Here is a 21,742-nt window from a genome sequence, read left to right as displayed (position 1 = left end):
GGGTGAATCAGAAGAGTGTCAGCGTCGAGCCGCGTGCGGAGCGGGAGAATCCAGCAAGCTCTACCGGGCCGTGCGGCTGGCCGGCGCCGATGGCTGCGGCCACGCTGGGCGGCAGCCGTCATCGGCATAGCGGCCACCGCGGTGGCCGCGTTCCTGGTCGCCGACGGAGGCTCCGGCACCGGCGGTCCGCGCACACTGACGCCGGATGAGGCGAACCGGCTGGCGATCACGCGGTTCCGTAACTACGCGGCGCACGGCCGCGCGGTGACGATCACTGTGCCGGGCACCGCCGGCGGGCTGATCGTCACCGGGTCCGTCGACTACCAACGCAAGCTCGGTTACGGCGTGGTGCACGGCACCGGGCGCGACACATCCAGCGACGGGCTGATCGGGTGGACGGCCACCTCAGTGTTCGTCCACCCGCTCGCGAACGCCCCGGCGCACGCACCCGCGTCGCCGCCCCGCTCGGCCTGGCACAGCCGTCCGCTGCTGTCGTCCGGCAGCGCGCTGGACAGCTCGCTGAGCATCGCCCTCAAGCTCGGCAGCGACCGGCCGGACAACGCCGAACTGCTGCCGCAGAACGGCGCCGCCTGGTGGGGACGAGATCAGGTGGACGGGCACCGGGTGGACGTCATGACCGGGCCGTCCTCCCGTGACCGCTCCGGAACGGCGGGCAACGTGCGCTACTGGGTCGGCCCGGACGGCACCATGTACCGGGTCCGCGTCAGCGTGGCTTCCGAGCCGCAGCCGGTGGTCATCGACTTCGACACCCACAAGTACGTTCCGGTCAAGCCGGTACCCGGAGTCACCCCGACCCGGTAGCCGCTGTTCAGGACGTCCGCACCCGCGCGTTCGCGGCGAGCAGGGACGCCGGCGGCAGCGGGATGCCCGCCGTCTTCGGCAGGGCCGGAACGGCCGGGACAGCGGTGGCGCCCGTAGTGGTGGCGTGGGGGAACTGCGGCTGTGGACCCGGCGCCGCGACCTCGGTGAACGGGATGCCACGGGGCGCCGTCGGCATCGCCCACCTGCCGGCCGGCGAGGGCGACCGGGCCGGAAGCGGGCAGGACTCGGTTCTCGCGAGCCGGGCGGGCACGGTGGTGCGCAGATCATTGCCACGCAGGCAGTTGCCCCGTCCCCGCGTGGCGGTGGGGAACGTCCAGCCGACGTCGATGCCGTTGCCGGTGAACGTGTTGTCCACGATCCGGTTGCCCACCGGAGGCAGGTCGGCGGTCGCGGTGATCACCAGCCCGGCGTTGCTGTTGCCGGCGACGCGGTTGCGGAGGAAGTGGTTGCCGCTGCCGCCGTCGATGCCGATCCCGGTGCCCCACCCGCCGTCGGCCTGCTCCGGGGTGGCCGTCTGCTGGTTGGCCGCGATCAGATTGCCCGCGATGACGGCGCCCTGCTGCGGGAGCAGCTTCTCCTGGTGGTCGGAGTCGGTGGTCAGGCCGACCCGGTTGCCGACCAGGCGGTTGCGGACCACGTACATGTCTTCGCTGGCGTTGGTGCCTTCGTAACCGACCGCGTTGAGTTCGGCGATGTTGTCCCGCACCACGATGCGACAGGGCTTGCACTGTCCGACGTAGATGCCCGAGTCGGCCCCGCCTGACGCGTACGAGTGCTCGATGACACCGTTCTGCGCGGAGAACGCGTAGATGCCGTACAGACCGTTGCGGGTCGCGGTCACGTAGGAGACCAGGAACGACTTCAGGAAGGTGACCGGCTCATCGCCGGTGTCGTAGCCCCCGGAACGCCCCGGTAGCCCGGCGACCGCTTTCGCCGAACCGGTGACCAGGACCCCGTTCTGCGTGTTGTTCCTTACGGTCAGGTTCTCCACGGCCACCCCGGGCGCGCTGACGACGACGCCGTTCGGTTGCCGCAACCGCCCGTCGATCACGACCTTGTCCCGGGACTCCCCGCGAAGAGTGACCCGAGGCGTGGAGACCTTCACCGACTCGTGGTACACGCCCCGCGCGACCAACACCAGGTCACCGGGGTGAGCGAGAGACACCGCATCCGAGATCGACGGGGCGTCAGCCGGCACTCTGATCGTCACGTGCGCGCCGGGTGGCCGCCGGCCGTGGTTCGACCCGTCATCGCCGGGCCCGCAGCCCGCCAGTACGCATGTCAGTGTGCTCAGTAACGCGGCCATCACGCGAAGACGGAGACGAGGCATGGCGTCATCCTGGCATGAAGTCATCCCTCCCCGAAGGCCGATCAACTCGCCTGCCCCATAAGGGATATGGCATTCTGCACGCCGTGAGCCGAGCCGAGTCCCGTCCATCACGCCGCGCGTTCATCGGTGCCACCGGGGCAGTGGCGGCCACCGGGATCACCGCCGGGTGCGAATCGCCCGCACCTCGGCCGAGCCGGCCCTCTTCCCCCGCGTCACCCACACGGGTGGCGCCGACCGGACGCCATCAGGCAGGCATCACGCTCCCGCAACCGGCCCAGCCGAACCTCCTCGCGGTGGTGGCCGACCTCGGCGACGCCGTGGCCGTCGGCCCGCTGCTGGCCGAACTCGGCCAGGCCGTTCACACGCTCACCGCGGGAACCGATCCACGACTGCTGGGCCTGCCGCCGGGCGATCTCACCGTGACGATCGGGGTGGGCCCACGGCTGGTGCGCATGGCCGATCCCTCCCTGCCCGGCGCGGCAGACCTCCCCCACTTCTCCCGCGAGCAGATCGCCCCGCAGGCGCGCGGCGGGGACCTGCTGCTACAGATCTGCGCCGGCGACCCCTTGCTGTTACCGGTCGTCGCCTCCGCGCTTCTGGAGCAGGCCGGTCACCGGATACGTGAACGCTGGCGGCAGTCCGGACGCCGCGGTCCGGACATCCCCGTGGACAAGGGCATCTCCGCGCCACGGAATCTGCTCGGTTTCATCGACGGCATCGTGGGCCCGCACACGACGGCCGAACACCGACGCCACCTGTGGCTGGCCGGGCCGGCTTCCGTCGGCGGCGGCACGATCGCAGTGGTACGGCGCATGGAACTCGACCTGCCGCGGTTCACCGCGCTCTCCGTCGCCGACCAGGAGGCGGTCTTCGGGCGGCGCAGAGCCACCGGCGTGCCCCTCTCCGGCGGGACCGCGGCCTGGGACCCGGACCTCGGCGCCAAAACACCGGACGGGCGCTACCTCGTCCCGGCCGACGCCCATGTCCGCCGGGCCAGCCCCCATGTGGCCGGCGTGGGTCTCATGCTCCGCCGCTCCTACAGCACCGACGCGCCCCACCCCGGCCTGCTCTTCATCAGCTTCCAGAACGACTTACGCACCTTCACCAACACGCTTGCCCGTATGGATGATTCCGACGCACTGCTGGGATTCACCACCACCACCGCCAGCGCGACATTCCTCATCCTCCCCGGCTTCGACCGGCAGCACCCTCTCGGCGCCAAGACGTTCCACTGAACAGGCCGACGACGTGCGCCGTGGCCGTCGGCCCGATGTCGTTGTCGACGGTCACGAGAACGGGACACGGCTGATGTCCGTCCGGGCGGCCCGAGGCGGGGGATGAGCGACGTCGCCCGTCAGGCGTTTCCGTACAGGTCCCGGTACGACGGGAAGACGCCGCCGGGACCGCGCACCGTTTCTGCTGCGAGGGCGGCGTTGACCACGGCGCGGGTCAGGACGTCCGCGCCGGCGGCGAGGAGGTCGTTCAGGGCGCCGGCCTCGGTGTGGATGCCGAAGGCGGGGTCGGTGGGGGGCTCTTCGGGGGTAAGGGGGCGGGTGGCGGTGGACAGGGCGAAGACCGTGTCGCCGTCGGAGAGGAGATGGACGGGGCGGATGGCGCGGGCCAGGCCGTCGTGGGCGGTGCCGGCGAGTTTGTGGGCCTGGGCGCGGGTGAGGGTGGCGTCGGTGGCGACCACGGCGAGGGTGGTGTTGAGCGGCGGACGGACGGACGCTGCCGAACGGGTCAGGGAGATCTCCCGGGCCTCGGCCAGTCGGCGCAGGGCGGCGGCGTGCACCTCCGGGGCCGGGAGGGCGGTGGGGTCCTCGTACAGATGGCCGTAGAGGGCGCCGGTGCGGGGGTCGGTGACGGAGCCCGCGGCATTGACGGCGGCCAGGGCGGCGACGGTGGCGCCCGAGGGGAGGATGGCGCTCGCGGTGCCGATGCCGCCCTTGAGGCCGCCGGCCACCGCGCCCGTGCCGGCGCCCGTGTTGCCCTGTGCGACGGGAGCGCCGGGCTCGGTGCCCGCCGCGGCGGAGACCGCCGCCCGGCCCAGGGCGGCGTCCGGGCGGGCCCGCCAGTTGCCGCCGCGGCCCAGGTCGAAGAGGGCCGCGGCCGGCACGACGGGGACGACCTGGGCGGGGTCCGGGCCGACCCGGAAGCCCCGGCCCTGGTCCTCCAGCCAGGCGGCGACACCGGACGCGGCGTCAAGACCGAAGGCGCTGCCGCCGGTCAGCACCAGCGCCTCGACGTGCTGGACGAGGTTGCGCGGGTCCAGTGCGTCGGTCTCCCGGGTGCCGGGGCCGCCACCGCGTACGTCGACGGCCGCGACGGCGCCGCCCTCGGGGGCCAGGACGACGGTGGTGCCGGTCAGATGGCCGTCACCGATGCGCTGGGCGTGGCCGACCCGGAGGCCGAGGACGTCGGTGAGGGCGTCCTGCGGCCCCGTGGGGTACGGCGGGCCCGCCTGCTGCTCAGTAATCGGCCGGTCCCATCACGATGACCGGGTGCAGGTCGGGGTCGAGGGTGCGCAGCAGCTCCCGCATCACCTTGGGCTTGAGGCTGATACAGCCCTGGGTGGGCCCGTCGTGGTCGACGTGCAGCCAGACGCCGCCGCCCTTGGCGGCGCCCCACGGGCGCTGCTGGTCCAGGGGGGAGGTGCCCGGCTCGCGGTTGTAGTTGATGGCGATGACGTAGTCGAAGGCGCCGGCCAGCGGCTCGCCCTCCACGCCGGTGCCGTCGGCGACGAAGCTGCTGTTGTGGTCGTAGGGGAGCTTGGTGCCCTCGGGCGCGGGCAGCAGGCCGCCCGCGTCGGTGAGGGGGTAGACCCCGATGGGCGAGCGCAGATCGCCGTAGCGGTGGTCGTCGGTCCAGCCGTGGGCGGCGTTGTGCGCGGCCCAGGTGGGGCCCGGCTCCCAGTCGTCCGAGTCGTCCTCGCGGGTGTAGAGGACGACACGGGACTGGAAGGAGTCCATGTCCTTGCCGGTGACGACCAGCACCTGCCGGGAGTCGGCCGGTATCCGCTTCCTGGCCGCGTCACTGAGGCCCGGGATCGGCCGTCCGGCCGGGGCGTTCGGTGCGGCGTTCGGGGCGGTTTTCGGCGCGGACGCGGGCGTACGTGGCGTGTCCGGGCCGGAAGCCGTCGTCGACATGGTGCTCTTGGCGTCGGTCCCGCTGTTGTGGTCGTCGCCCGAGGCCGGCCACGCCCACAGGGCGGTGCCGACCAGGGTGGAGAGGGCGAGACCGCTCACGGCCTTGCTGCGCCGGGACAGTCTCGTCCGCGCGCGGGACTGAGCGTGGCGGGCCATGGCTGGCGTCTCCTCAGGTACGGACGGCGGTCGGTCCCGGGGCTTCCTTCGGTCTTCCACAGGGACACCCCCTGTCATAAAAAGGGCAATCTGCACCCTACCGCTTCAGCGTCCGCTCGCCTCCGCTGGTCCATGTGAACAGTGGGGAACAAGGGGGCGAAGTGGCGGGAAGTGGGGTCCATTGGTGGGTAATTGACGGGCAATGGGGTGGGTCGGGAGTGGCGGCCGTGCTGGTGAGGGCCCCTCGTCCGGCGGAGGGTGAAGATGGCCGAATCTGATGCGGGATCAGGGCCAGGACGGGGCTGGACGGGGCGTCAGGTCCGCGGCGGGAGGCGGGGCGAGGCGGCGCCGAAGGCCTTGCGGGGGCGGCAGTCGCACGTTCGGGGAGATCGGTGCCGGGGCGATCGTCGAGATGGGTGACGGGGGCCGCTACTCCACCAGCGCGGTGCCCTGACGGGACGTGAGGCCGACACCGGCCGCCACGGTGGCGGAGGCCACCAGCCCGGTCGCCAGGACCGCCCAGTCCCCGGCGAAGGTGCACACCAGGACCAGCAGCGCCGACACCGGCAGCACCAGCTGCTGTGCCAGGCCGCGCTTCTGGTGCCGGGAGTGGATCAGCCACACCGTGAGCATGAACAGCGCCGCCGGCACCGTGACACAGGCGGCCGCCGCGAACGCCGACAGATGCGCCCTGCCGAAGGACTCCTCCACCGCGATCTCGATGCCCGCCCCGACCGCGGCCGCCGAGCCGAACACGAGGTAGTGCCCATAGCCCCACAGGAACGCCTGACGGTTCGAGCGGAGGTGAAGGTGGATGGGCACCGCGAAATAGATCCAGTACGCGGCGAAGACCAGCAGCAGCCCGCCGCCCGCGATCGGCAGCAGCGTGCCGAGCGCGTCGTTCCGGTCCAGCGCCGACTGCACGGCGAGAGTGGCCGCCGCGATCGTCTCGCCCAGCACGATGATGGTGAACAGGCCGTAGCGCTCGGCGATGTGATGCGGATGCCAGGTCGTCTGCCGCTCCCGCTCGGCAAGCGCGGGGACCGCCAGCTCCAGCAGGCCCACGACCACGAACACCCAGGGGACGTCGTGCACGGGCAGGAGCAGCAGGCCCAGCCAGCCGATCTGGCACACCGTCACCCCCAAGGCGTAGCGCAGCGCGGTGCGCCGCTCTGCGCCGCTGTTGCCGAGAGCGACCCGCAGCCACTGGGTGACCATGGCCAGCCGCATCACCAGGTACCCGAACCAGATGACGGTGAAGTCGCTGTGCGCGAAGGCCCGCGGCACGCCCGCGGCCAGGACCAGCACCCCCGCCATCTGGACGAGCGTCACCACGCGGTAGAGCGCGTCGTCGGTGTCGTACGCCGAGGCGAACCAGCTGAAGTTCATCCAGGCCCACCAGATGGCGAAGAAGAGCATCAGATAGCCGGACACGCCGTGCCCCGGGTGCCCCTCGGCGAGCGCATGCGCCAGCTGGCGGCCGGCCTGGGCGATCGCCACGACGAAACACAGGTCGAAGAAGAGCTCCAGCGGGGTGGCGGCGCGGTGCTCCTCGTCGCGGCGGCGCGCCCGCATGAGGACCGGCACGTCAGCTCCTCTCGTCGGCCGTTGCGGCCGCCCTCAGTAGAGCGCGGGCGGGCGGTGCCGCCAATGAGGGGAGCGGGGCGCGGCGTGTCGCCCGGGACGGTGTGCGGCGTGTCGTCCAAGAGGGGAGCCGGGCGGGGCGTGTGGCCCGGGACGGCGTGCGGCGTGTCGTCCACGAGCGGAGCGGGCGGGGCGTGTCGCCCGGGATGGTGTGCGGCGTGTCGCCCACGACGGGAGCGGGGCGGGGCGTGTCGCCCGGAACGGCGGCGGCTACTCGGCGACCGCCTCCACGATCGAGGGGAAGGCCGAGGTCGGCAGCACCCGCGTCAGCCGGAACCCGCCGGCCGACAGCAGCGTCGCGAACTCCTCCGCGGTGCGCTCCTGCCCGTCGACCACCGCCATCATCGCGACGTCCATGGTCTTGCCGAAGTGCGGCGCGTTCCCCGGCGGCAGCACGGAGTCGATGACCAGCAGCCGGCTGCCGGTCGCCATCGCCCGATGACAGCTGCGCAGGATGCGCCGGCACGGCTCGTCCGGCCAGTCGTGCAAGACGTGCTTGAGGACATAGAGGTCACCGCCCTCCGGTACGGACTCGAAGAAGTCACCCTCCTGGGTGCGCCAGCGGCCCTTCAACTCGTCATCGTCCAGGAGGTGGTGGGCCAGCGGCGGCGCCTGGTCGAAGAGCACACCGGTCAGCTGCGGGTGGCGGCGCAGCGCGGCGCGCAGCAGCCCGCCGCGGCCGCCGCCGATGTCCACGACCGTGCCGGTCGCGGGGAAGGGGTAGGTGGCGGCCACCGCCTCGTCCACCGGGGCGGACAGCGACGACATCCCGTCGTCGAGGAGCCGGCGGGCGGCCGGGTCCGACAGCAGATGCGCGAAGAGGGGCGCCCCGAAGATCCGCTCGAAGGACGCGCCGCTGTGTGCCACGGCCTCCGGCATGGCGGCCGAGGTCCGCAGGAACATCTCGTCGGTCATCATCAGCACGGCGGCGTGCAGCGAATCGGGGACGTCCGTACGCAGCGGCCGGGCGGCCGGCGTCAGTTGATAGGCGCCCGCGGCGTCCTCCCGGAAGATGCCGCGGGTGGCGAGATAGCGCAGTACGCGGCGCAGATGCGGGGCGTGGGTGCCGGTGGTGGCGGCCAGCTGCTCGGCCGTGCGCGGGCCCTCGGCGAGATGGTCGGCGATGCGGTGCTGCACCGCGGTGCGCAGGGCGGCGGAGAAGAGATGGCCCATGGCCTGGTCCATCAGATGAGCCGTGAGGTCGCGGGGCTCGCCGGTCGGTCGGTTGGGGGAAGTGGCCAACGTCAGCCTCCAGTCATCGGCTTGTGCTTGCTGGTCCCGGTCGCAGGCGGTGATCCACCGTTGCAGCCACGGGCCCCGGTGTCACGAACGGAGGGAGCGGCAACCGCGAAGTCCGGCCAGGACGGGCGGGGGCCCCTACGGGAAGGTTCCGGGGTATGCCAGGGGTCGTCGCTCGATGCCGGGTGACCGTTCATGGTCGAATGCGTGTATGAGCGACAGCGACACGACAGGCACGACCGCTAACGCCGGCCCCCGCGGCAGCTCCGCCCCCGCTGCCGTCCTGGCCCCGCTCGACGACCGCCTCGCGGACCTCGTGGCCCTCTACGAAGACCTGCACCGCCACCCCGAACTCGGCTTCCAGGAGACCCGTACGGCCGCCGAGGCAGCCCGCCGGCTGACCGGCTGCGGCTATGACGTCACCACCGGCATCGCCGGGACCGGCGTCGCCGGCGTCCTGCGCAACGGCCCGGGCCCCGTGGTCCTGCTGCGCGCCGACATGGACGCGCTGCCCGTCACCGAGAACTCCGGCCTGGACTACGCCTCCACGGTCCCCGGCCGGATGCACGCCTGTGGGCACGACGTCCATGTGACCTGCCTGCTGGGCGCCGCCGACCTGCTCGCGGCGGGCCGCGACCACTGGTCCGGCACCCTGATCGCGCTCTTCCAGCCCGCCGAGGAGGTCGGCAGCGGCGCCCGCGCCATGATCGACGCCGGCCTCTACAGCAAGAGCCTGGTTCCCACCCCCGATGTGGTGCTGGCCCAGCATGTCGCTCCGCTCGGTGCCGGGCTGATCGCCTACTGCCCCGGCCCCTGCATGGCGGCCGCCGACAGCCTGGAGGTCACCTTCCACGGCACCGGCGGCCATGGCTCGCGCCCCGAGACCACCATCGACCCGATCCTGATGGCGGCATCCTTCGTCCAGCGGGTGCAGTCCGTCGTGGCCCGCGAGGTCGCGCCCAAGGACCAGGCGGTGGTCACGGTCGGCTCCTTCCACGCCGGGGACACCGCCAATGTCATCCCCGACCGGGCCGTCGTACGGCTCAGCGTCCGCACCTTCGACGAGACCGTCCGCACCGCCGTGCTGGCCGCCATCGACCGCATCGCGCGTGCCGAGGCCGCCGCCTCCGGGGCGGACCGCGCGCCGGACACCGAGGTCCTGGACTCCTTCCCCGTCACCGTCAACGACGCCACGACCCTGCGGGAGGTCAACGAGCAGTTCACCGAACTCTTCGGAGAACAGCGGCTGTTCGCCTACGAACCGGCCACGGGAAGCGAGGACGCCGGGCTGCTGGCGACCGCCGCCGGGGCCCCGCTCTACTACTGGTGGCTGGGCGGCTGGGACCCGGAGGAGTTCCGGACGGCACTGGCGGCCGGGCGGCTCGCCCAGGACATCCCGTCCAACCATTCACCGCACTTCGTCCCCGTGGTCCGGCCGACCCTCACCATGGGCGTCGAGGCACTGACCGCCGCCGCGCTCAACCGACTGGCTCCCGGGGAGGCGGATGCGGCGGGGGTGGCGATACGGCGGGGGTGACGGTGGGGGTGAGGTAGGCGGGTCCGGGTGTGACGGGGGGCGGCGGTATCGCGGGGGTGACGGTGGCGGCGAGGCAGGCGCGGCAGGCGGGGCAGGCGAGGCAGGCAGGTTCGGGTGCGGTCGGGACGGCGATACCGCGGCCGTGACGGAGGCGGCGGGGCAAGGCCGGTCCGGCCGGTCCGGCCGGTCCGGCTGCTCCGGGCGGTCCGGGCGGGGCGGTGACAGGCGTTTGACCTTTCCCTTGGGGCAAGCCCCAGCATCGGCCGTACCGGGCGAGGCGCCCGGTACGAGGAGGGCGGACGGGTGGACGGATACGGGGGCACGGCGCCGCGCGAAGACGGTGCGCTGCTGACCATCGGGGCGTTCGCCCGGGCCTCCCGGCTCTCGCCGAAGGCGCTGCGCCTCTACGACGAGCTCGGCCTGCTGCCCCCGGCCCATGTCGACCCGCACAGCGGCTACCGCCACTACGCCCCGGCCCAGTTGGAGCGGGCCCGGCTGGTGGCCTGGCTGCGCCGGCTCGGTATGCCGCTGGCCCGCATCCGCGAGGTGTGCGAGCTGGCACCGGCCGCGGCGGCCGTGGCGGTCGCCGCGTACTGGGCGCAGGTCGAGGCCGACACCGCGGCCCGCCGGGACCTGGCCGCCTTCCTCGTCGACCAGCTGGAGAGGAAGAACACCGCCATGACCACACCACGCACTCCCTTGACGATGCGCTGCGCCGCCCTGACCGACCAGGGGCTGATACGTCCGCTCCACCAGGACGCCGCCCACGCCGGACCGCGGCTGCTGGCCGTCGCCGACGGCTACGGCCCGGACGGCGGCCCGGCCGCGACCGCCGCGATCGAGGCGCTCAAGGACCTGGAAGAACAGGACCTGACCTCGGCGGAACTGCTGGGCGTCCTGGAGGAGGCGGCCCGCCGAGCCCACCGCGCCGCCCCGGCGGGTGACGCGGCGACCGGCAGTACGACCGGCAGCACCCTCACCGCGCTGCTCCGCTCCGGCGCACAGCTGGCGCTGCTGCACATCGGGGACTCCCGCGCCTACGTCCTGCGCGACTCCGGCCTCTTCCAGATCACCCACGACCACAGCCTGGTCCAGTCGCTGATCGACGAGGGCCGGCTCACCCCCGAGGAGGCCGCCTCGCATCCGCAGCGCACACAGCTGCTGCGGTCGCTCGACGCGTCCACCGAGTTCGCCCCCGATCTGCAACTCCTGGAGGCCAGGCCCGGGGAGCGCTATCTGCTGTGCACCGACGGCCTGACCGGGGTGCTGCCGGCCGAGGCGATCCAGCAGGTGCTGACCGCGGCCGACGGCCCCGACCAGGCCGTACGCGAACTGATCCGGCTGGCCCGCGAGGCGGGGGCGCCGGACAACGTGGGGTGTGCGGTGGGTGAGGTGACGGGGGCTTAGGGCGGGGGTGGGGGATCGCCCTTAGGGGGGTGATGTGCCCCTTGCATGATCCCTGCCCGGTGGGGGGTGGGGTTACGCGCCGGTGGGGCCGCCCGGTGGGGCCGCCCGGTGGGGCCGCCCGGTGGGGGTGCGGGTTACGCCAGGCCCTTGAGCATCCCCTTGAAGTAGAGCTGCGGCAGTCCGTAGCGCTTGAGGAACCACATGTCGGTGCGTTCCCGGGTGGTGTCGAGGAAGGGGATCGACGGCGTGGGCTGCAGGTCGTAGTCGAACTCGGCGAGCAGCATCTTGTGCCGGGCGGTGACCAGGGGACAGGAGGTGTAGCCGTCATAGCGGGCGGTGGCGGGGCGCCCGCGCAGCCCGGCGAGGAGGTTGGCGACCGCGACCGGGGCCTGTTTGCGGATCGCGGCGCCCGTCTTGGACGTCGGCAGATTGGCGACATCGCCCAGCACGAACACATTCGGGAAATCCGGGTGCTGGAGCGTTTCCCGGTCGGCCTTGACGTACCCGTACGGGGAGGCGGGGTCGGCGAGCGGGCCGTCGGCCAGCCACTGCGGAGCGCGCTGCGGCGGTACGGCGTGCAGCAGGTCGTAGTGGACGGTCTCGGTCTTGCCGGTGGTGTGATCGGTGATCACCGCCTCGCGCGCCGCACCGTCGAGACGGGTCATCTCCGAACTCAGCCGCACCTCGATGCCGTACCGCCGGGCCGTCTCCGTCAGCGCACGGGAGAACACCGGCACCTTGAACATCGCGGGCTCCGGGAGCACCAGAATGGTGCGGATCGCACCCAGCACCCCGCGCTTACGCCAGTGATCCGCCGCCAGATACGCGATCTTCTGCGGGGCACCGCCGCACTTCACCGGCCCCGACGGCATGGTGAACACCGCCGTGCCGCTCCGCATCCGGCGGATCAAATCCCAGGTCAGCGGCGCGAGATCGGGCCGGTAGTTGCTGCTCACCCCGCCATGGCCGAGGGCGGCGGCGAGACCGGGCACCCCGTCCCAGTCGAGCTGCAGGCCCGGGGCGAGCACCAGCCGCCCGTAGGACAGGACCCGGCCCGAGGCGGTGGTGACCGTACGGGCGGCCGGATCGACGGCGGTGGCGCGCTCCCGCAGCCAGCGCACCCCCGGCGGCATGACGTCCGCCTCGGTGCGCAGCGAGGCACGCAGCGGCGCCTGCCCGCCGCCGACCAGCGTCCACAACGGCTGGTACCAGTGCGTTTCGGAGGGCTCCAGCAGCGCGATGTCCCGGACCCCGGCACGGCGTAACCGGGCGGCGACGGTGATGCCGGCGGTGCCGCCGCCGACGATGAGGACCTGGTGGTGGGACGGGGCGGCGGGCGCGGGGGCCATGTGCTCCTCCTGGAAGGTGGTGAGAATCGGTCGGGGATCGGGATCGGGGTCGGGATCGGGGGCCGGCGTGCGGGACGCGGGCTACCAGAGGCGGGGCAGGGCGGTGGCCGCCATGGTGACGGCGAGGACAGTGACCAGGCAGGCGAAGGCCGTGGCCAGGACTTGGGGGCGCAGCCGGTTGGTGAGGCGGTTGCCGAGGTGACTGCCGAGCGCCGCACAGGCCGCGAAAGCGGCCAGCAGGGGCCAGTCCAGGGCGCCCGTACCGGCCCGGGTGCCCAGCGCCGTAAGGGAGTTGATGAGGATGACCAGGAGCGAGGTGCCGATGGCGACCGGCATCTCCAGGCCCAGCACCAGTGTGAGGGCCGGTACGACGACAAACCCGCCGCCGACCCCGAAGAAACCGGTGAGCAGCCCCACGGCGGAGGCCGTCACGACGAAGCGGCCGGGGCGCAGGGGCATCCGGCGGGCGCCGCCACCCGGGTCACCGGAGGACGCCGGGCCCGGGGTGTCCCGTAAGGGCACGGTCCCGGTGGGGTCTTGTGGGGACGGCGTTTCGGTGGAGTTCTGTGAGGGCGGCCCCTCCGTGGGCTCCTGTGGGCACGGCTTCTCGGCGGGGCCCTGTGTGGGTGTCTTCTCCGCGAGGTCCTGTGAGGACGGCCTCTCCGTGGGCTCCTGTGAGACCGGCTTCTTCGCGGGCTCCTGTGAGGACAGCGGATCCGCGGACCCCCAAAGGGGCACCGACTCCCCGGGCCCCGGTAAGGGCACCGACTCCCCGGGTTCCGGTAGGGACGCCGTCTCCACGGACTCCCGCAAGGGCACGGCCTCCTCCGGGGCGTCCCGTAAGGCCCCCGTCTCCGCGGACTCCCGTAAGGGCACGGTCTCCGCAGCCTCCCGTAACGGTGAGCTCTCCGCCGGGTCCCGTAAGGGCCGGACGCCCTCCGCCGCCCGCCGCTCGCGCCGTCCCCGTGTCACCAGCATCGCCGCCACCACGAGCAGCAGACCCGCGAACGCCGCCATCAGCACCGTGGGATCCAGGGCCGCGCTCCAGCGGGAGCCGAGATAGCTGCCCGCCGTACCCAGTGCCCCGAACGCCGCACCCGCCGCCCACCGCACCCGTCCGGCCCTGCCATGGCACAGCAGCCCGGTCACCGCGCCGACCGTGACGACCACCAGCGCCCCCGCGGTCGCCTCATGCGGCGACTGCCCCAGCAGATAGACCAGCGCCGGCACCGCCAGCACCGAACCACCGCCGCCGAGAGCGCCCAGCAGCAGACCGATCAGCAACCCGCACGGCAGCACCGTGAGGGCTACGAGGACGGACACGAGGCCCGCGGCGCAAGGGCGACGGCCCGGCTGTCGCCGGACCACTCCGCGACGAAGGTGAACCGGTCGCCACGCACCACCGTCTCGCGCCACTCCACCGGCCGCTCCCCGGCCTGCCCGATCCGCTCGATGGCGAACGCCGCCTCCCGGTCGGCCAGCCCCAGCAGCCACGCCTGCCGGATGTCCGGCAGGAACGGCTGGATCCGCTCCCGGCCACCGGTGACCTTCACCTCGCAGCGCCGCGTCAGCTCGCCGTAGAGCGAGGTGTGCCCGAAGTCGGCGTCCAGCAGCGGCTCGGCGACCTCGGCGGGCAGATACGCGGTGTCGTGCGCGAGCGGTTCGCCGTCCGCGAGCCGCAGCCGCTCCAGCACGACCAGCGGCGCCTCCGGGACCAGCCCCAGATGCCCGGCGACCGTGCCGTCCGCGGTCCGCTCCAGCCGCAGCACCTCGCTGCGCTGCTCCACCCCCTGGCCCTCCAGCTCGCGGAAGAGGCTGTAGAGCGAGCCCAGCGGCTGCTGTATGCGGCGGGTGTCCAGCCGGCTCGTCCGGCCGCGTTCGGCGATCACCAGGCCCTCGGCACGCAGTTTGCGCAGCGCCTCCCGGACGGTGTGCCGGCTGACCTCGTACTCGCCGGTGAGCCGGTGCTCGGCCGGGAACTCCTCACGGAACGCGCCGGCTTCCATCCGGCGGCGCAGATCGGCGGAGAGCTGCGCCCACAAGGGCAGCGGCGAGCGCCGGTCCAGGGGACGCGGGCCGTGCGCGCCGTGCGGCGGCTCGGTCGTCATGGTGGATTCCTCCGCGGGCGTACGGGGTTGCAGTGGTGGTGCCGGAGTCATGGATGCGGAATCAAGTGATGCGTGACCAGTTACTGGGCGATTTATTGATACAGAATCAAATGACAGCGGCTTTATACGGGGTGACGGGTGGTCGTCCTGGCCTGCCCGGCTTGTCGCCCGCCATCCGGCTACCTAATGTACGTACATCCGTGCATCCGCACAACGCACCCTGCCCGAACGGGCCCCGGCCGCCGCGCACGGGCCCCGCGCACCCCTGGAGGCCGACCGTGCACTTCGCGCAGTACTACCTCGACTGCCTCTCCCAGGCGTCGTACCTGATCGGCGACGAGACCACCGGACGCGCCGTCCTCGTCGACCCGCGCCGCGACATCGACGACTACCTGCACGACGCGGAAGCCGCCGGCCTGCGGATCGAACTCGTCATCGAGACGCACATTCACGCCGACTTCCTCTCCGGTCACCTCGAACTCGCGCGGGCCACCGGCGCCACCATCGCCTTCGGCGAGGCCGCCGAAACCGGTTTCCCCATTCGGCGGTTACGGGACGGCGAGCACATCTCGCTCGGAGCGGGCGACGGCCAGGGGGTCACCCTCACCGTTCTCGCCACCCCCGGCCACACCCTCGAATCCATCTGCCTGGTCCTGCGCGAACGCCCCGACGACGAGGTGCCGTACGGCGTGCTCACCGGCGACACCCTCTTCGTCGGTGACGTCGGCCGCCCCGACCTGCTCTCCGCCGCCGGGCACACACCACAGGACATGGCCGCCCGTCTGCACCACTCCCTGCACACCAAACTCCTGGCCCTCCCGGACGCGACCCGGGTCTTTCCCGCACACGGCGCCGGCTCCGCCTGTGGACGCAACCTCTCCAGCGAGACCAGCTCCACCATCGGCGACCAGCGCCGGTTCAACTACGCCCTCCAGCCCATGCCGGAGGCCGACTTCATCCGTCTGGTCACCGCGGGACAGCCCACCACCCCCGGCTACTTCGCCCACGACGCGGCCCTCAACCGCGACGGCCACCCCCTCCTGGAGCCCGGCCCGCCGCCCGCCCTCACCCTGGACGAGGCCCTCGCGGCCCGCGACCAGCAGGGCGCCGTCCTCCTCGACTGCCGCCCGCTGGCCGCCTACACCCGCGCGCATCTGACCGGCTCACTCCATACGAGCCTGGACACCCGGTTCGCGGAGTACGCCGGCAGCGTGGTCGCCCCCGGCACCCCGATCGTGCTGCTCGCCGACCCCGGCACAGAACAGGAAGCCCGCCTCCGCCTCGCCCGCATCGGCTACGACCACGTCCTCGGCCATCTGCCCGACCCGACCGCCGTACTGAACCGCACGCCTGAACTCAGCCGCGGCAGCCGACGTATCCGTCATGGAGAACTGGCGCTGCGGGAGTCGCAATTGGGCAAGGGCGGACCGGCCGGGGGTGTCCGGACGGCCGATGCCGAGTCGGTCGACGCCGAGTCGTCCGCCGCCCGCCCGGCCGATGCCATGCCGGCCGACGCCACACAGGCCGACGTCCAGCTGATCGACGTCCGTAATCCGGCCGAGTACGAGGCAGGCGCCCTCCCCGGCGCCCGCAATATCCCCCTCGCCGGCCTGCCCCACCGCATCGCCGAACTGGACCCGGCCCGCCCGGTCGTCCTGTACTGCCGCAGCGGCAACCGCTCGGTAATAGCGGCAGCCCTGCTGGAGGCACGCGGGTTCGAGGAGGTCTGCGATGTGATCGGGGGGTATGAGGCGGCGGCGGGGGCGGGCGTGTAGTAGGCGCACGGGGGTCGGCGCCGGGCCCGTTCACGCGCGTGAACGCCTCACTCGCATCGGTCCGTTCGGCATCGGGCTGATCGGCATTGGGCTGCTTGGCGCTGGCCCGCTCCGCGTCGGTCCACTCCGCATCGGTCCATTCGACGTCGGTCCGCCCGGCGGCCTACAGGGAGGAGTACGCGTACGAGACGGAGTGCGCGTACGCAGACGGGCGCGCGTACGGAGGCGAGCGCGCGTACAGAGATGGGTGCGCGCCCGAGTCCAAGGACGCGCCCGACTACGGGAACGAGCCCGCGTACAAGACGAAGCCTAAGCACGCGAGCGACCACAAGCGCCGCGGCGGTGGCCAGGCAGACGGCGGCGGGCAGCACCAAGGACGGGCCGGCCCCACCATCCGCCCCCGCGTCGGTGAGGGCGAGCCCGACCCCCGCCGTGGCCGTCATCACGGCCTTGGTCACCCCGGACGCCTCGCCCGCCCGCTCGCGGCGCACCACCGCCTGCGTGCCGGTGAGGGCCAGCCCGCCCGCCACCCCGAGCGCGGCCGCGGCAGCCGTCGCGGCCGTCAGCAGGGCGAGCGTGCCCGTACCGCGTGTGGTGGCCGCCAGCGCGACTGCGCCGGACGCGAGACAGAGCGCCATCACCGGCACCGCCGCCCCGGGACGCACCCGTCCGGCCAGCGGACCCCCGACGGCCAGTGCGCCCGCCGGAGCAACAAAGACCACCCCCGCCTCCAGCACCGACCACCCCTCGGCCTGCTGAAGCGTCCACGGGACCACGTACAACAGCGCCACGGTCGCGGAGTTGGCGACCGCACCGGCCACGGTCAGCGCCACATACGGGCGGTTACGGAACAGGGCCAGGTCCACCAGCGGGGCGGACGAGCGCCGCTCGGCCCGCACGAACAGCGCGCCGATCAACGCCGCGCCGACCGCCCACCCCCAGTCCGCGACATGCTCCAGCCAGCGGGCCAGGCAGGCCACCACACCCGTCGCGGCGATCGCACCGACCCCGTCGAGGGACTGCCCGGCCTCCGGATCGCGGGACTCCGCCGCCCGGCGGGCACACAGCGCGGCGGCCAGGGCGAGCGGCACCGTCAGCCAGAAGACGGCCCGCCAGGACACGGACCGGGCGAGGACACCACCGAGGAACGGGCCGCAGACGGTGGCCAGTCCGGCCAGCCCCAGCGCACGGCCCATCGCCCGGCGCCCACGCCCCGGGGGACAGGCATGGGTCAGCAGTGCCAGCCCGGCAGGCATGATCAACGCGCCGCCCGCGCCCTGCAGAACCCGCGCCGTCACCAGCAGCGGCAGCGACGGCGCGAGCGCGCACAGCACGGCGGTGACACCGAAGAGCGCCAGCCCGGCCGTCAGCATCCGGCGCCGCCCGTAGAGGTCGCCGAGACGGCCGGCGACGGGCATCAGGGACCCCGCGGCGAGGAGATAGCCACTGACGACCCAGGGGGTGGCCGCCGCGGAACCGTGCAGCGCGTCGCGGACGACGGGCAGCGCCAGATTCAGCGCGAAGGAGTCCAGTTGGACGCAGAACGCGCCGGTGGCAACGGCGGCCAGCGCCCAACGGGCCCGCGCGTCCAGGTGGGGGTGCGGTTCGGATTTCGGCATGACGGGCATCAGGCCGCCTCTCATGGGTTCGCCTCTCACGGGTCCGCCTCTCGCGCCTGCGGAGGAAAATGGGAAAAGGAGGGGGAGAGGGGGATGGAGTGCACCGGAAGGGGGCAGGAACCCGGGGAGCGGCTTGTGCGCACGGCCGGAAGGCCCGGAGCGATGAGCCGGGGCGGGCGATGCGGTGATCGAAAGGACCCGGGCGATCTGCTGCCGCGTGGGTGCGGGAAGGGGCGGCGCCGGCCCCGTACAACGGACGTTCAGCGATCGTTGATCGGTGATCCCCATGCTGAACCGCATGTTGCGCCGTGTGACTTCAGAGCATGCAGATGACGCCCGGGAAGTGCAAGAGCCGGAGGCGTCGCGGATCGCCCTCACCTGGAGTGGGGAGCCCGGACGTCAGGAGGAGCTGACGCACGGCATGCTCCTCGACCAGGCCGAGCGCGCCGCCGCCGTACTCCGCCGGCTCGGAGTACAGGCCGGTGACCGGGTCGCGGTACATCTGCCGTTGGTGCCCGAGTCGGTGATCGCCACCCTCGCCTGCGGACGGCTGGATGCGATACGTACCACGCTGCCGGTCTCGCTGACGGTGCCCGAACTGGTCGCGCGGACCCGCGAGTCCTCGGCCCGGGTACTGATCACGGCCGATGCGGCGTTCTGGGACGGGGCCGTACGACCGGTGAAGCCGCTGCTCGACCATGCACTGGCGCGAGGCGCGGCTTCGGGGGGAGCCGTGGACCGCACCGTCCTGGTGGTGAACCGGTGCTCGCGACCGGTCTCCTGGAAGCCGGGGCGCGACCTGTGGTGGCACGAGGCCCTGGGCGTACCGTCCGCCACCCACTGACGTCACGACTGCCCCAACAAGCGTGGCCTCCCGCCTTCAATCAGGCCCGGCCTACGCGGCGGCGCCCCAGGCCCGGGATAGCGAGCCTCCTCCTTCAAGGGAGCGCGGTCCCTCAGCGGATTACTCCGGGGAGCCCGTCCTCAAGTGAGCGTGGCGTGTAAGCGAGGCCCTTCAAGGGGTCTCTTCGAGGGCGCGGCCTTCGGGCGCAATGGTTCAAGGAGACGCAGCCCCTCGACGGATCACTCCGGGGGAGCACCGCCCTCGGAGGAGTGCGTGGCCACAAGATCGCGGCCCCGGCGGGGGAGCGCGCCGTGAGGGAGTGTGGCCCTGCGGGGGAGCACGGCGCGGGGGAATGTGGCCCTGCGGGGTAGCGCGGCGCGGGGGAATGTGGCCCTGCGGGGTAGCGCGGCGCGGGGGAGAGTGGCCCTGCCGGGAGCGCAGGGTGGGGGAGCGTGGCGCCTCCAGAGGACCAGCCTCTCCGGCGGAGGGCCAACCTCTCCAGAGAACAGCCTCTCCATCCCCTGAGAGACGCGGCCCGTACCCACTGACGAGCTCCGCGGCCTCACCCACCGGCGGCACAGCCCTCACCCTCCGGCGAGGCACACCCCTCACCCTCCGGCGAGGCACACCCCTCACCCACTCAGGTCACCAAACGGGCCATTCGCCTCATCCGCGCCTAGCGTGGAGCACGTGCCACAGCCACCAGACGCCCCACCCGCCTAGGGCCGCGGCTTCGGAGGCAACCGTGGCGCCGCCCCGGCCGACCCCACCCACGCCCCGCGCGACACCAGTGGCCTCGGCGGCCGCACCCCCTCCCGACCGTCACCCGCGCCCTGGGCACCCACACACTGCAGAACTTCGCTCGCCCCCCGGGCCCCCGCCCCGCCCCCACCCTCCCCTCCTCCCCACCGTCCCTCCCCACCACCACCCACCACCCCCGAGCGGAAAGGCTGCTGACCCATGGCTCGTCATGAGTACGCGCACCCCCGCCACCCCCTGCCCGGCAGCGACCGCAACCGGCCCCTCAGGCGCGGCCGCGCCTCCCAGGGCCCGCCGACCCGGCCCCTCGAAGGCCACCGGCCGCACCCCATCCCCACCCACGACAAGGGCCACTAGCGCAGGGGGTTTTCGCATCCCCACCCGGCTCACGTCTCTCCCCAGGGGCGGCCATCTCCCCAGCTCATGACGGCAGCGGTGGGGCCCGGCAGACGACTCTTGGCGCGTCCCTTATTGCGTCGTGCTCTCAGCACCCAGCCGGTACGTTCCCGCTATGACGTCAACGTTGCGCCTGGAGAAGGTCACACCGGACAACGTCGAGGCCGCATGCCGGCTGAAGGTGCGACCCGACCAGGAGCGGCTGGTGGCGCCAGTGGTGCGGTCACTGGCGGAGGCGTATGCGCAACCCGAGGTCGCCTGGCCTCGGTTGATCTTCGACGGTGAGCAACTCGTGGGCTTTGTCATGGGGTTCTTCCTGGTTCGATTCGACCCGGACAACCCGGAGGACAGGCTGCGCTCCGGGATCTGGCGACTCAACATCGCCGCGGGACATCAGGGCCGTGGGTACGGCCGGTTCGCTGTGGAGTCCGTGTGCGCGGAGGTCCGACGGCGTGGGCAGCGTCGTGTGACCGTGACCTGGGTTCCGGGTGAGGACGGGCCCGAGCGTTTCTACCTCGGGCTCGGATTCCGCCCGACCGGGGAGATGAGCGGCGACCAGGTCGTCGGCGAGCTGGCCCTGACCACCGGCGCCTGAGAACGACGAACCGGGCGTCGTATCCGTCCGGGCGGCCTTGCCCGCGCACCCCCGCCCTCCGACCGGGCAGCCTGCGCCGCGCACCCCCGCCCGCCGCTTCCGACCGGTCCCCCTTGGCCGCGCACCACCAGGCGCCGCATCAGTCCGGGCCCCCTTGTCCGCCCACCCCCGCCCGCCGTATCCGTCCGGTCCCCCTTGGCCGTGCCCCCCCGCCCGCCGTTCCGACCGCGGGCGCCCTTGCCCGCGCACCCCGCCCGCCACCCCATCCAGGCCCCCCTGGCCACGCACCCCCGCCCGCCCCGGCCATCGATATCCCGCCGAAATGTCCGGCGGTCGGCAATGACACGATGGAGGAATGGAGACAAAGCCCGAAGAATCCCCGGAGTGCCGGCCCGCAGTTGCCGAGGGCTGGGCGGATGGGGATTCCCTGCATGCTGAGCTCCTCGCGGCGAAGACGTTGGTTTACGACCCCTGTGGGTTCACCTGCTCCCGGCCGGTGCGTGAAGCGGAGAGCGCTGAGTACGCGGCACATGAATTCACTCTCGACGGCTCCTCCGTCAGGTTTCGGGTTGCCAAGACCACCCCGACGAAGGTCGGCCAGTTCGTCACGGTGTGGAAGCGGAGTCCCGGCGGGCCGATCCAGCCGTTCGACTCCGGGGATCCGGTGGATCTCTTCGTCATCAGCACCCGCGAGGGTCACCGCTTCGGGCACTTCATCTTTTCGCGCGAGGTGCTCTGCGAACGGGGCATCGTTTCCAGGAACGGTTCCGGCGGAAAGCGGGCTTTCCGTATCTACCCGCCGTGGGTGGAGACCACCAATCGGCAGGCCCGCACCGCACAGGCGTGGCAGGTGGAGCACTTCCTGGAGATCCCTGAGGACGGGCCTCTCGATGTGGCCCGCGCCCAGGCGCTCCACCACCCGTGACCGACGGACCCCGCCCCCGGACCCGGCAGGAGAGGTGCGGGCCCCGCTCAAATCGAGCCGTCCCGAGCGT

18 protein-coding genes are annotated in these 21,742 nt (G+C 72.7%); 9 read left to right on the top strand and 9 right to left on the bottom strand.

What is annotated here, in order from left to right:
• Nucleotides 1–141 precede the first annotated feature (141 nt).
• Nucleotides 142–822 (top strand): hypothetical protein, encoded by a 681-nt coding sequence (locus NUT86_RS17565; RefSeq protein WP_266445667.1) that lies wholly within the window; start codon nucleotides 142–144, stop codon nucleotides 820–822.
• 7 nt (nucleotides 823–829) lie between these two features.
• Here NUT86_RS17565 and NUT86_RS17560 read toward each other — a convergent pair whose 3' ends face one another.
• Nucleotides 830–2,041: a right-handed parallel beta-helix repeat-containing protein gene (locus NUT86_RS17560; RefSeq protein WP_274740522.1), complete on the bottom strand. Its 1,212-nt coding sequence runs from the start codon at nucleotides 2,039–2,041 to the stop codon at nucleotides 830–832.
• Nucleotides 2,042–2,256: 215 nt separating this feature from the next.
• Here NUT86_RS17560 and NUT86_RS17555 point away from each other — a divergent pair, with 215 nt between their 5' ends.
• The gene (locus tag NUT86_RS17555; RefSeq protein WP_159487909.1) at nucleotides 2,257–3,408 is read left to right on the top strand and encodes a Dyp-type peroxidase; all 1,152 of its coding nucleotides are present in this window, start codon (nucleotides 2,257–2,259) and stop codon (nucleotides 3,406–3,408) included.
• A gap of 119 nt (nucleotides 3,409–3,527) precedes the next feature.
• Here NUT86_RS17555 and NUT86_RS17550 read toward each other — a convergent pair whose 3' ends face one another.
• From NUT86_RS17550 to NUT86_RS17535, 4 genes are all read right to left on the bottom strand, one after another.
• Nucleotides 3,528–4,649 carry a P1 family peptidase gene (locus tag NUT86_RS17550; protein WP_274740521.1) on the bottom strand — a complete coding sequence of 374 codons (1,122 nt, stop codon included), beginning with the start codon at nucleotides 4,647–4,649 and terminating at the stop codon, nucleotides 3,528–3,530.
• Nucleotides 4,642–5,475 (bottom strand): L,D-transpeptidase family protein, encoded by an 834-nt coding sequence (locus tag NUT86_RS17545; RefSeq protein ID WP_018091156.1) that lies wholly within the window; start codon nucleotides 5,473–5,475, stop codon nucleotides 4,642–4,644. Before NUT86_RS17545 ends, NUT86_RS17550 begins: the two co-directional genes overlap by 8 nt.
• Nucleotides 5,476–5,904: 429 nt before the next feature.
• Nucleotides 5,905–7,062: a low temperature requirement protein A gene (locus NUT86_RS17540; protein ID WP_274736249.1), complete on the bottom strand. Its 1,158-nt coding sequence runs from the start codon at nucleotides 7,060–7,062 to the stop codon at nucleotides 5,905–5,907.
• A 267-nt stretch (nucleotides 7,063–7,329) separates the two neighbouring features.
• The gene (locus tag NUT86_RS17535; RefSeq protein WP_018091154.1) at nucleotides 7,330–8,361 is read right to left on the bottom strand and encodes a methyltransferase; all 1,032 of its coding nucleotides are present in this window, start codon (nucleotides 8,359–8,361) and stop codon (nucleotides 7,330–7,332) included.
• A 208-nt stretch (nucleotides 8,362–8,569) separates the two neighbouring features.
• On the opposite strand from NUT86_RS17535, the gene NUT86_RS17530 reads away from it, so the two are divergent.
• A complete protein-coding gene (locus tag NUT86_RS17530; protein WP_274736247.1) occupies nucleotides 8,570–9,895 on the top strand; it encodes an amidohydrolase in 1,326 nt (441 codons plus the stop codon).
• Nucleotides 9,896–10,198: 303 nt separating this feature from the next.
• The gene (locus NUT86_RS17525; protein WP_274736245.1) at nucleotides 10,199–11,302 is read left to right on the top strand and encodes a MerR family transcriptional regulator; all 1,104 of its coding nucleotides are present in this window, start codon (nucleotides 10,199–10,201) and stop codon (nucleotides 11,300–11,302) included.
• 134 nt (nucleotides 11,303–11,436) lie between these two features.
• Here the strand turns inward: NUT86_RS17525 and NUT86_RS17520 are convergent, their stop codons facing one another.
• The 3 genes from NUT86_RS17520 to NUT86_RS17510 form a co-directional block, all read right to left on the bottom strand.
• Complete coding sequence (locus NUT86_RS17520; protein WP_018091151.1) at nucleotides 11,437–12,651, bottom strand: NAD(P)/FAD-dependent oxidoreductase; 1,215 nt, start codon at nucleotides 12,649–12,651, stop codon at nucleotides 11,437–11,439.
• A gap of 81 nt (nucleotides 12,652–12,732) precedes the next feature.
• Entirely contained in the window at nucleotides 12,733–13,974 is a 1,242-nt protein-coding gene (locus NUT86_RS17515; protein ID WP_274736243.1) for a sulfite exporter TauE/SafE family protein, read from the bottom strand.
• Nucleotides 13,959–14,759, bottom strand: a complete 801-nt coding sequence (locus NUT86_RS17510) for a GntR family transcriptional regulator (RefSeq protein ID WP_018091149.1) — start codon at nucleotides 14,757–14,759, stop codon at nucleotides 13,959–13,961. The genes NUT86_RS17515 and NUT86_RS17510 overlap by 16 nt, the downstream gene beginning before the upstream one ends.
• A gap of 278 nt (nucleotides 14,760–15,037) precedes the next feature.
• Between NUT86_RS17510 and NUT86_RS17505 the strand changes: the two genes are divergently transcribed.
• Nucleotides 15,038–16,534: an MBL fold metallo-hydrolase gene (locus tag NUT86_RS17505; RefSeq protein WP_274736241.1), complete on the top strand. Its 1,497-nt coding sequence runs from the start codon at nucleotides 15,038–15,040 to the stop codon at nucleotides 16,532–16,534.
• Between the two features lie 47 nt (nucleotides 16,535–16,581).
• Here NUT86_RS17505 and NUT86_RS17500 read toward each other — a convergent pair whose 3' ends face one another.
• The gene (locus NUT86_RS17500) at nucleotides 16,582–18,153 is read right to left on the bottom strand and encodes an MFS transporter (RefSeq protein ID WP_274736239.1); all 1,572 of its coding nucleotides are present in this window, start codon (nucleotides 18,151–18,153) and stop codon (nucleotides 16,582–16,584) included.
• A 310-nt stretch (nucleotides 18,154–18,463) separates the two neighbouring features.
• Here NUT86_RS17500 and NUT86_RS17495 point away from each other — a divergent pair, with 310 nt between their 5' ends.
• From NUT86_RS17495 to NUT86_RS17480, 4 genes are all read left to right on the top strand, one after another.
• Nucleotides 18,464–18,997, top strand: coding sequence for an AMP-binding protein (locus tag NUT86_RS17495; protein WP_266445603.1), 534 nt, complete (start codon nucleotides 18,464–18,466; stop codon nucleotides 18,995–18,997).
• 960 nt (nucleotides 18,998–19,957) lie between these two features.
• On the top strand, nucleotides 19,958–20,113 hold the full coding sequence (locus tag NUT86_RS17490; RefSeq protein WP_274736236.1) for a hypothetical protein: 156 nt from the start codon (nucleotides 19,958–19,960) through the stop codon (nucleotides 20,111–20,113).
• 154 nt (nucleotides 20,114–20,267) lie between these two features.
• Nucleotides 20,268–20,747 (top strand): GNAT family N-acetyltransferase, encoded by a 480-nt coding sequence (locus NUT86_RS17485; RefSeq protein WP_026169891.1) that lies wholly within the window; start codon nucleotides 20,268–20,270, stop codon nucleotides 20,745–20,747.
• A gap of 355 nt (nucleotides 20,748–21,102) precedes the next feature.
• Nucleotides 21,103–21,672 (top strand): MepB family protein, encoded by a 570-nt coding sequence (locus NUT86_RS17480; RefSeq protein WP_274736234.1) that lies wholly within the window; start codon nucleotides 21,103–21,105, stop codon nucleotides 21,670–21,672.
• Nucleotides 21,673–21,742: the final 70 nt, after the last annotated feature.

Origin of the sequence: Streptomyces sp. G7(2002), assembly GCF_028870195.1 — a bacterium.
In the GTDB taxonomy this organism is placed as follows: domain Bacteria; phylum Actinomycetota; class Actinomycetes; order Streptomycetales; family Streptomycetaceae; genus Streptomyces; species Streptomyces nigrescens.
The sequence above is the reverse complement of the archived record's forward strand: the minus strand, read 5'-3'. Positions and strand labels throughout refer to the sequence as shown.

Bases quoted from the DNA above. Each gene is read 5' to 3' on its own strand.
- NUT86_RS17545 (WP_018091156.1), bottom strand. From the start codon at position 5,475: ATGGCCCGCCACGCTCAGTCCCGCGCGCGGACGAGACTGTCCCGGCGC.
- NUT86_RS17530 (WP_274736247.1), top strand. From the start codon at position 8,570: ATGAGCGACAGCGACACGACAGGCACGACCGCTAACGCCGGCCCCCGC.
- NUT86_RS17520 (WP_018091151.1), bottom strand. From the start codon at position 12,651: ATGGCCCCCGCGCCCGCCGCCCCGTCCCACCACCAGGTCCTCATCGTC.
- NUT86_RS17510 (WP_018091149.1), bottom strand. From the start codon at position 14,759: ATGACGACCGAGCCGCCGCACGGCGCGCACGGCCCGCGTCCCCTGGAC.
- NUT86_RS17500 (WP_274736239.1), bottom strand. From the start codon at position 18,153: ATGCCGAAATCCGAACCGCACCCCCACCTGGACGCGCGGGCCCGTTGG.
- NUT86_RS17490 (WP_274736236.1), top strand. From the start codon at position 19,958: ATGGCTCGTCATGAGTACGCGCACCCCCGCCACCCCCTGCCCGGCAGC.
- NUT86_RS17485 (WP_026169891.1), top strand. From the start codon at position 20,268: ATGACGTCAACGTTGCGCCTGGAGAAGGTCACACCGGACAACGTCGAG.
- NUT86_RS17480 (WP_274736234.1), top strand. From the start codon at position 21,103: ATGGAGACAAAGCCCGAAGAATCCCCGGAGTGCCGGCCCGCAGTTGCC.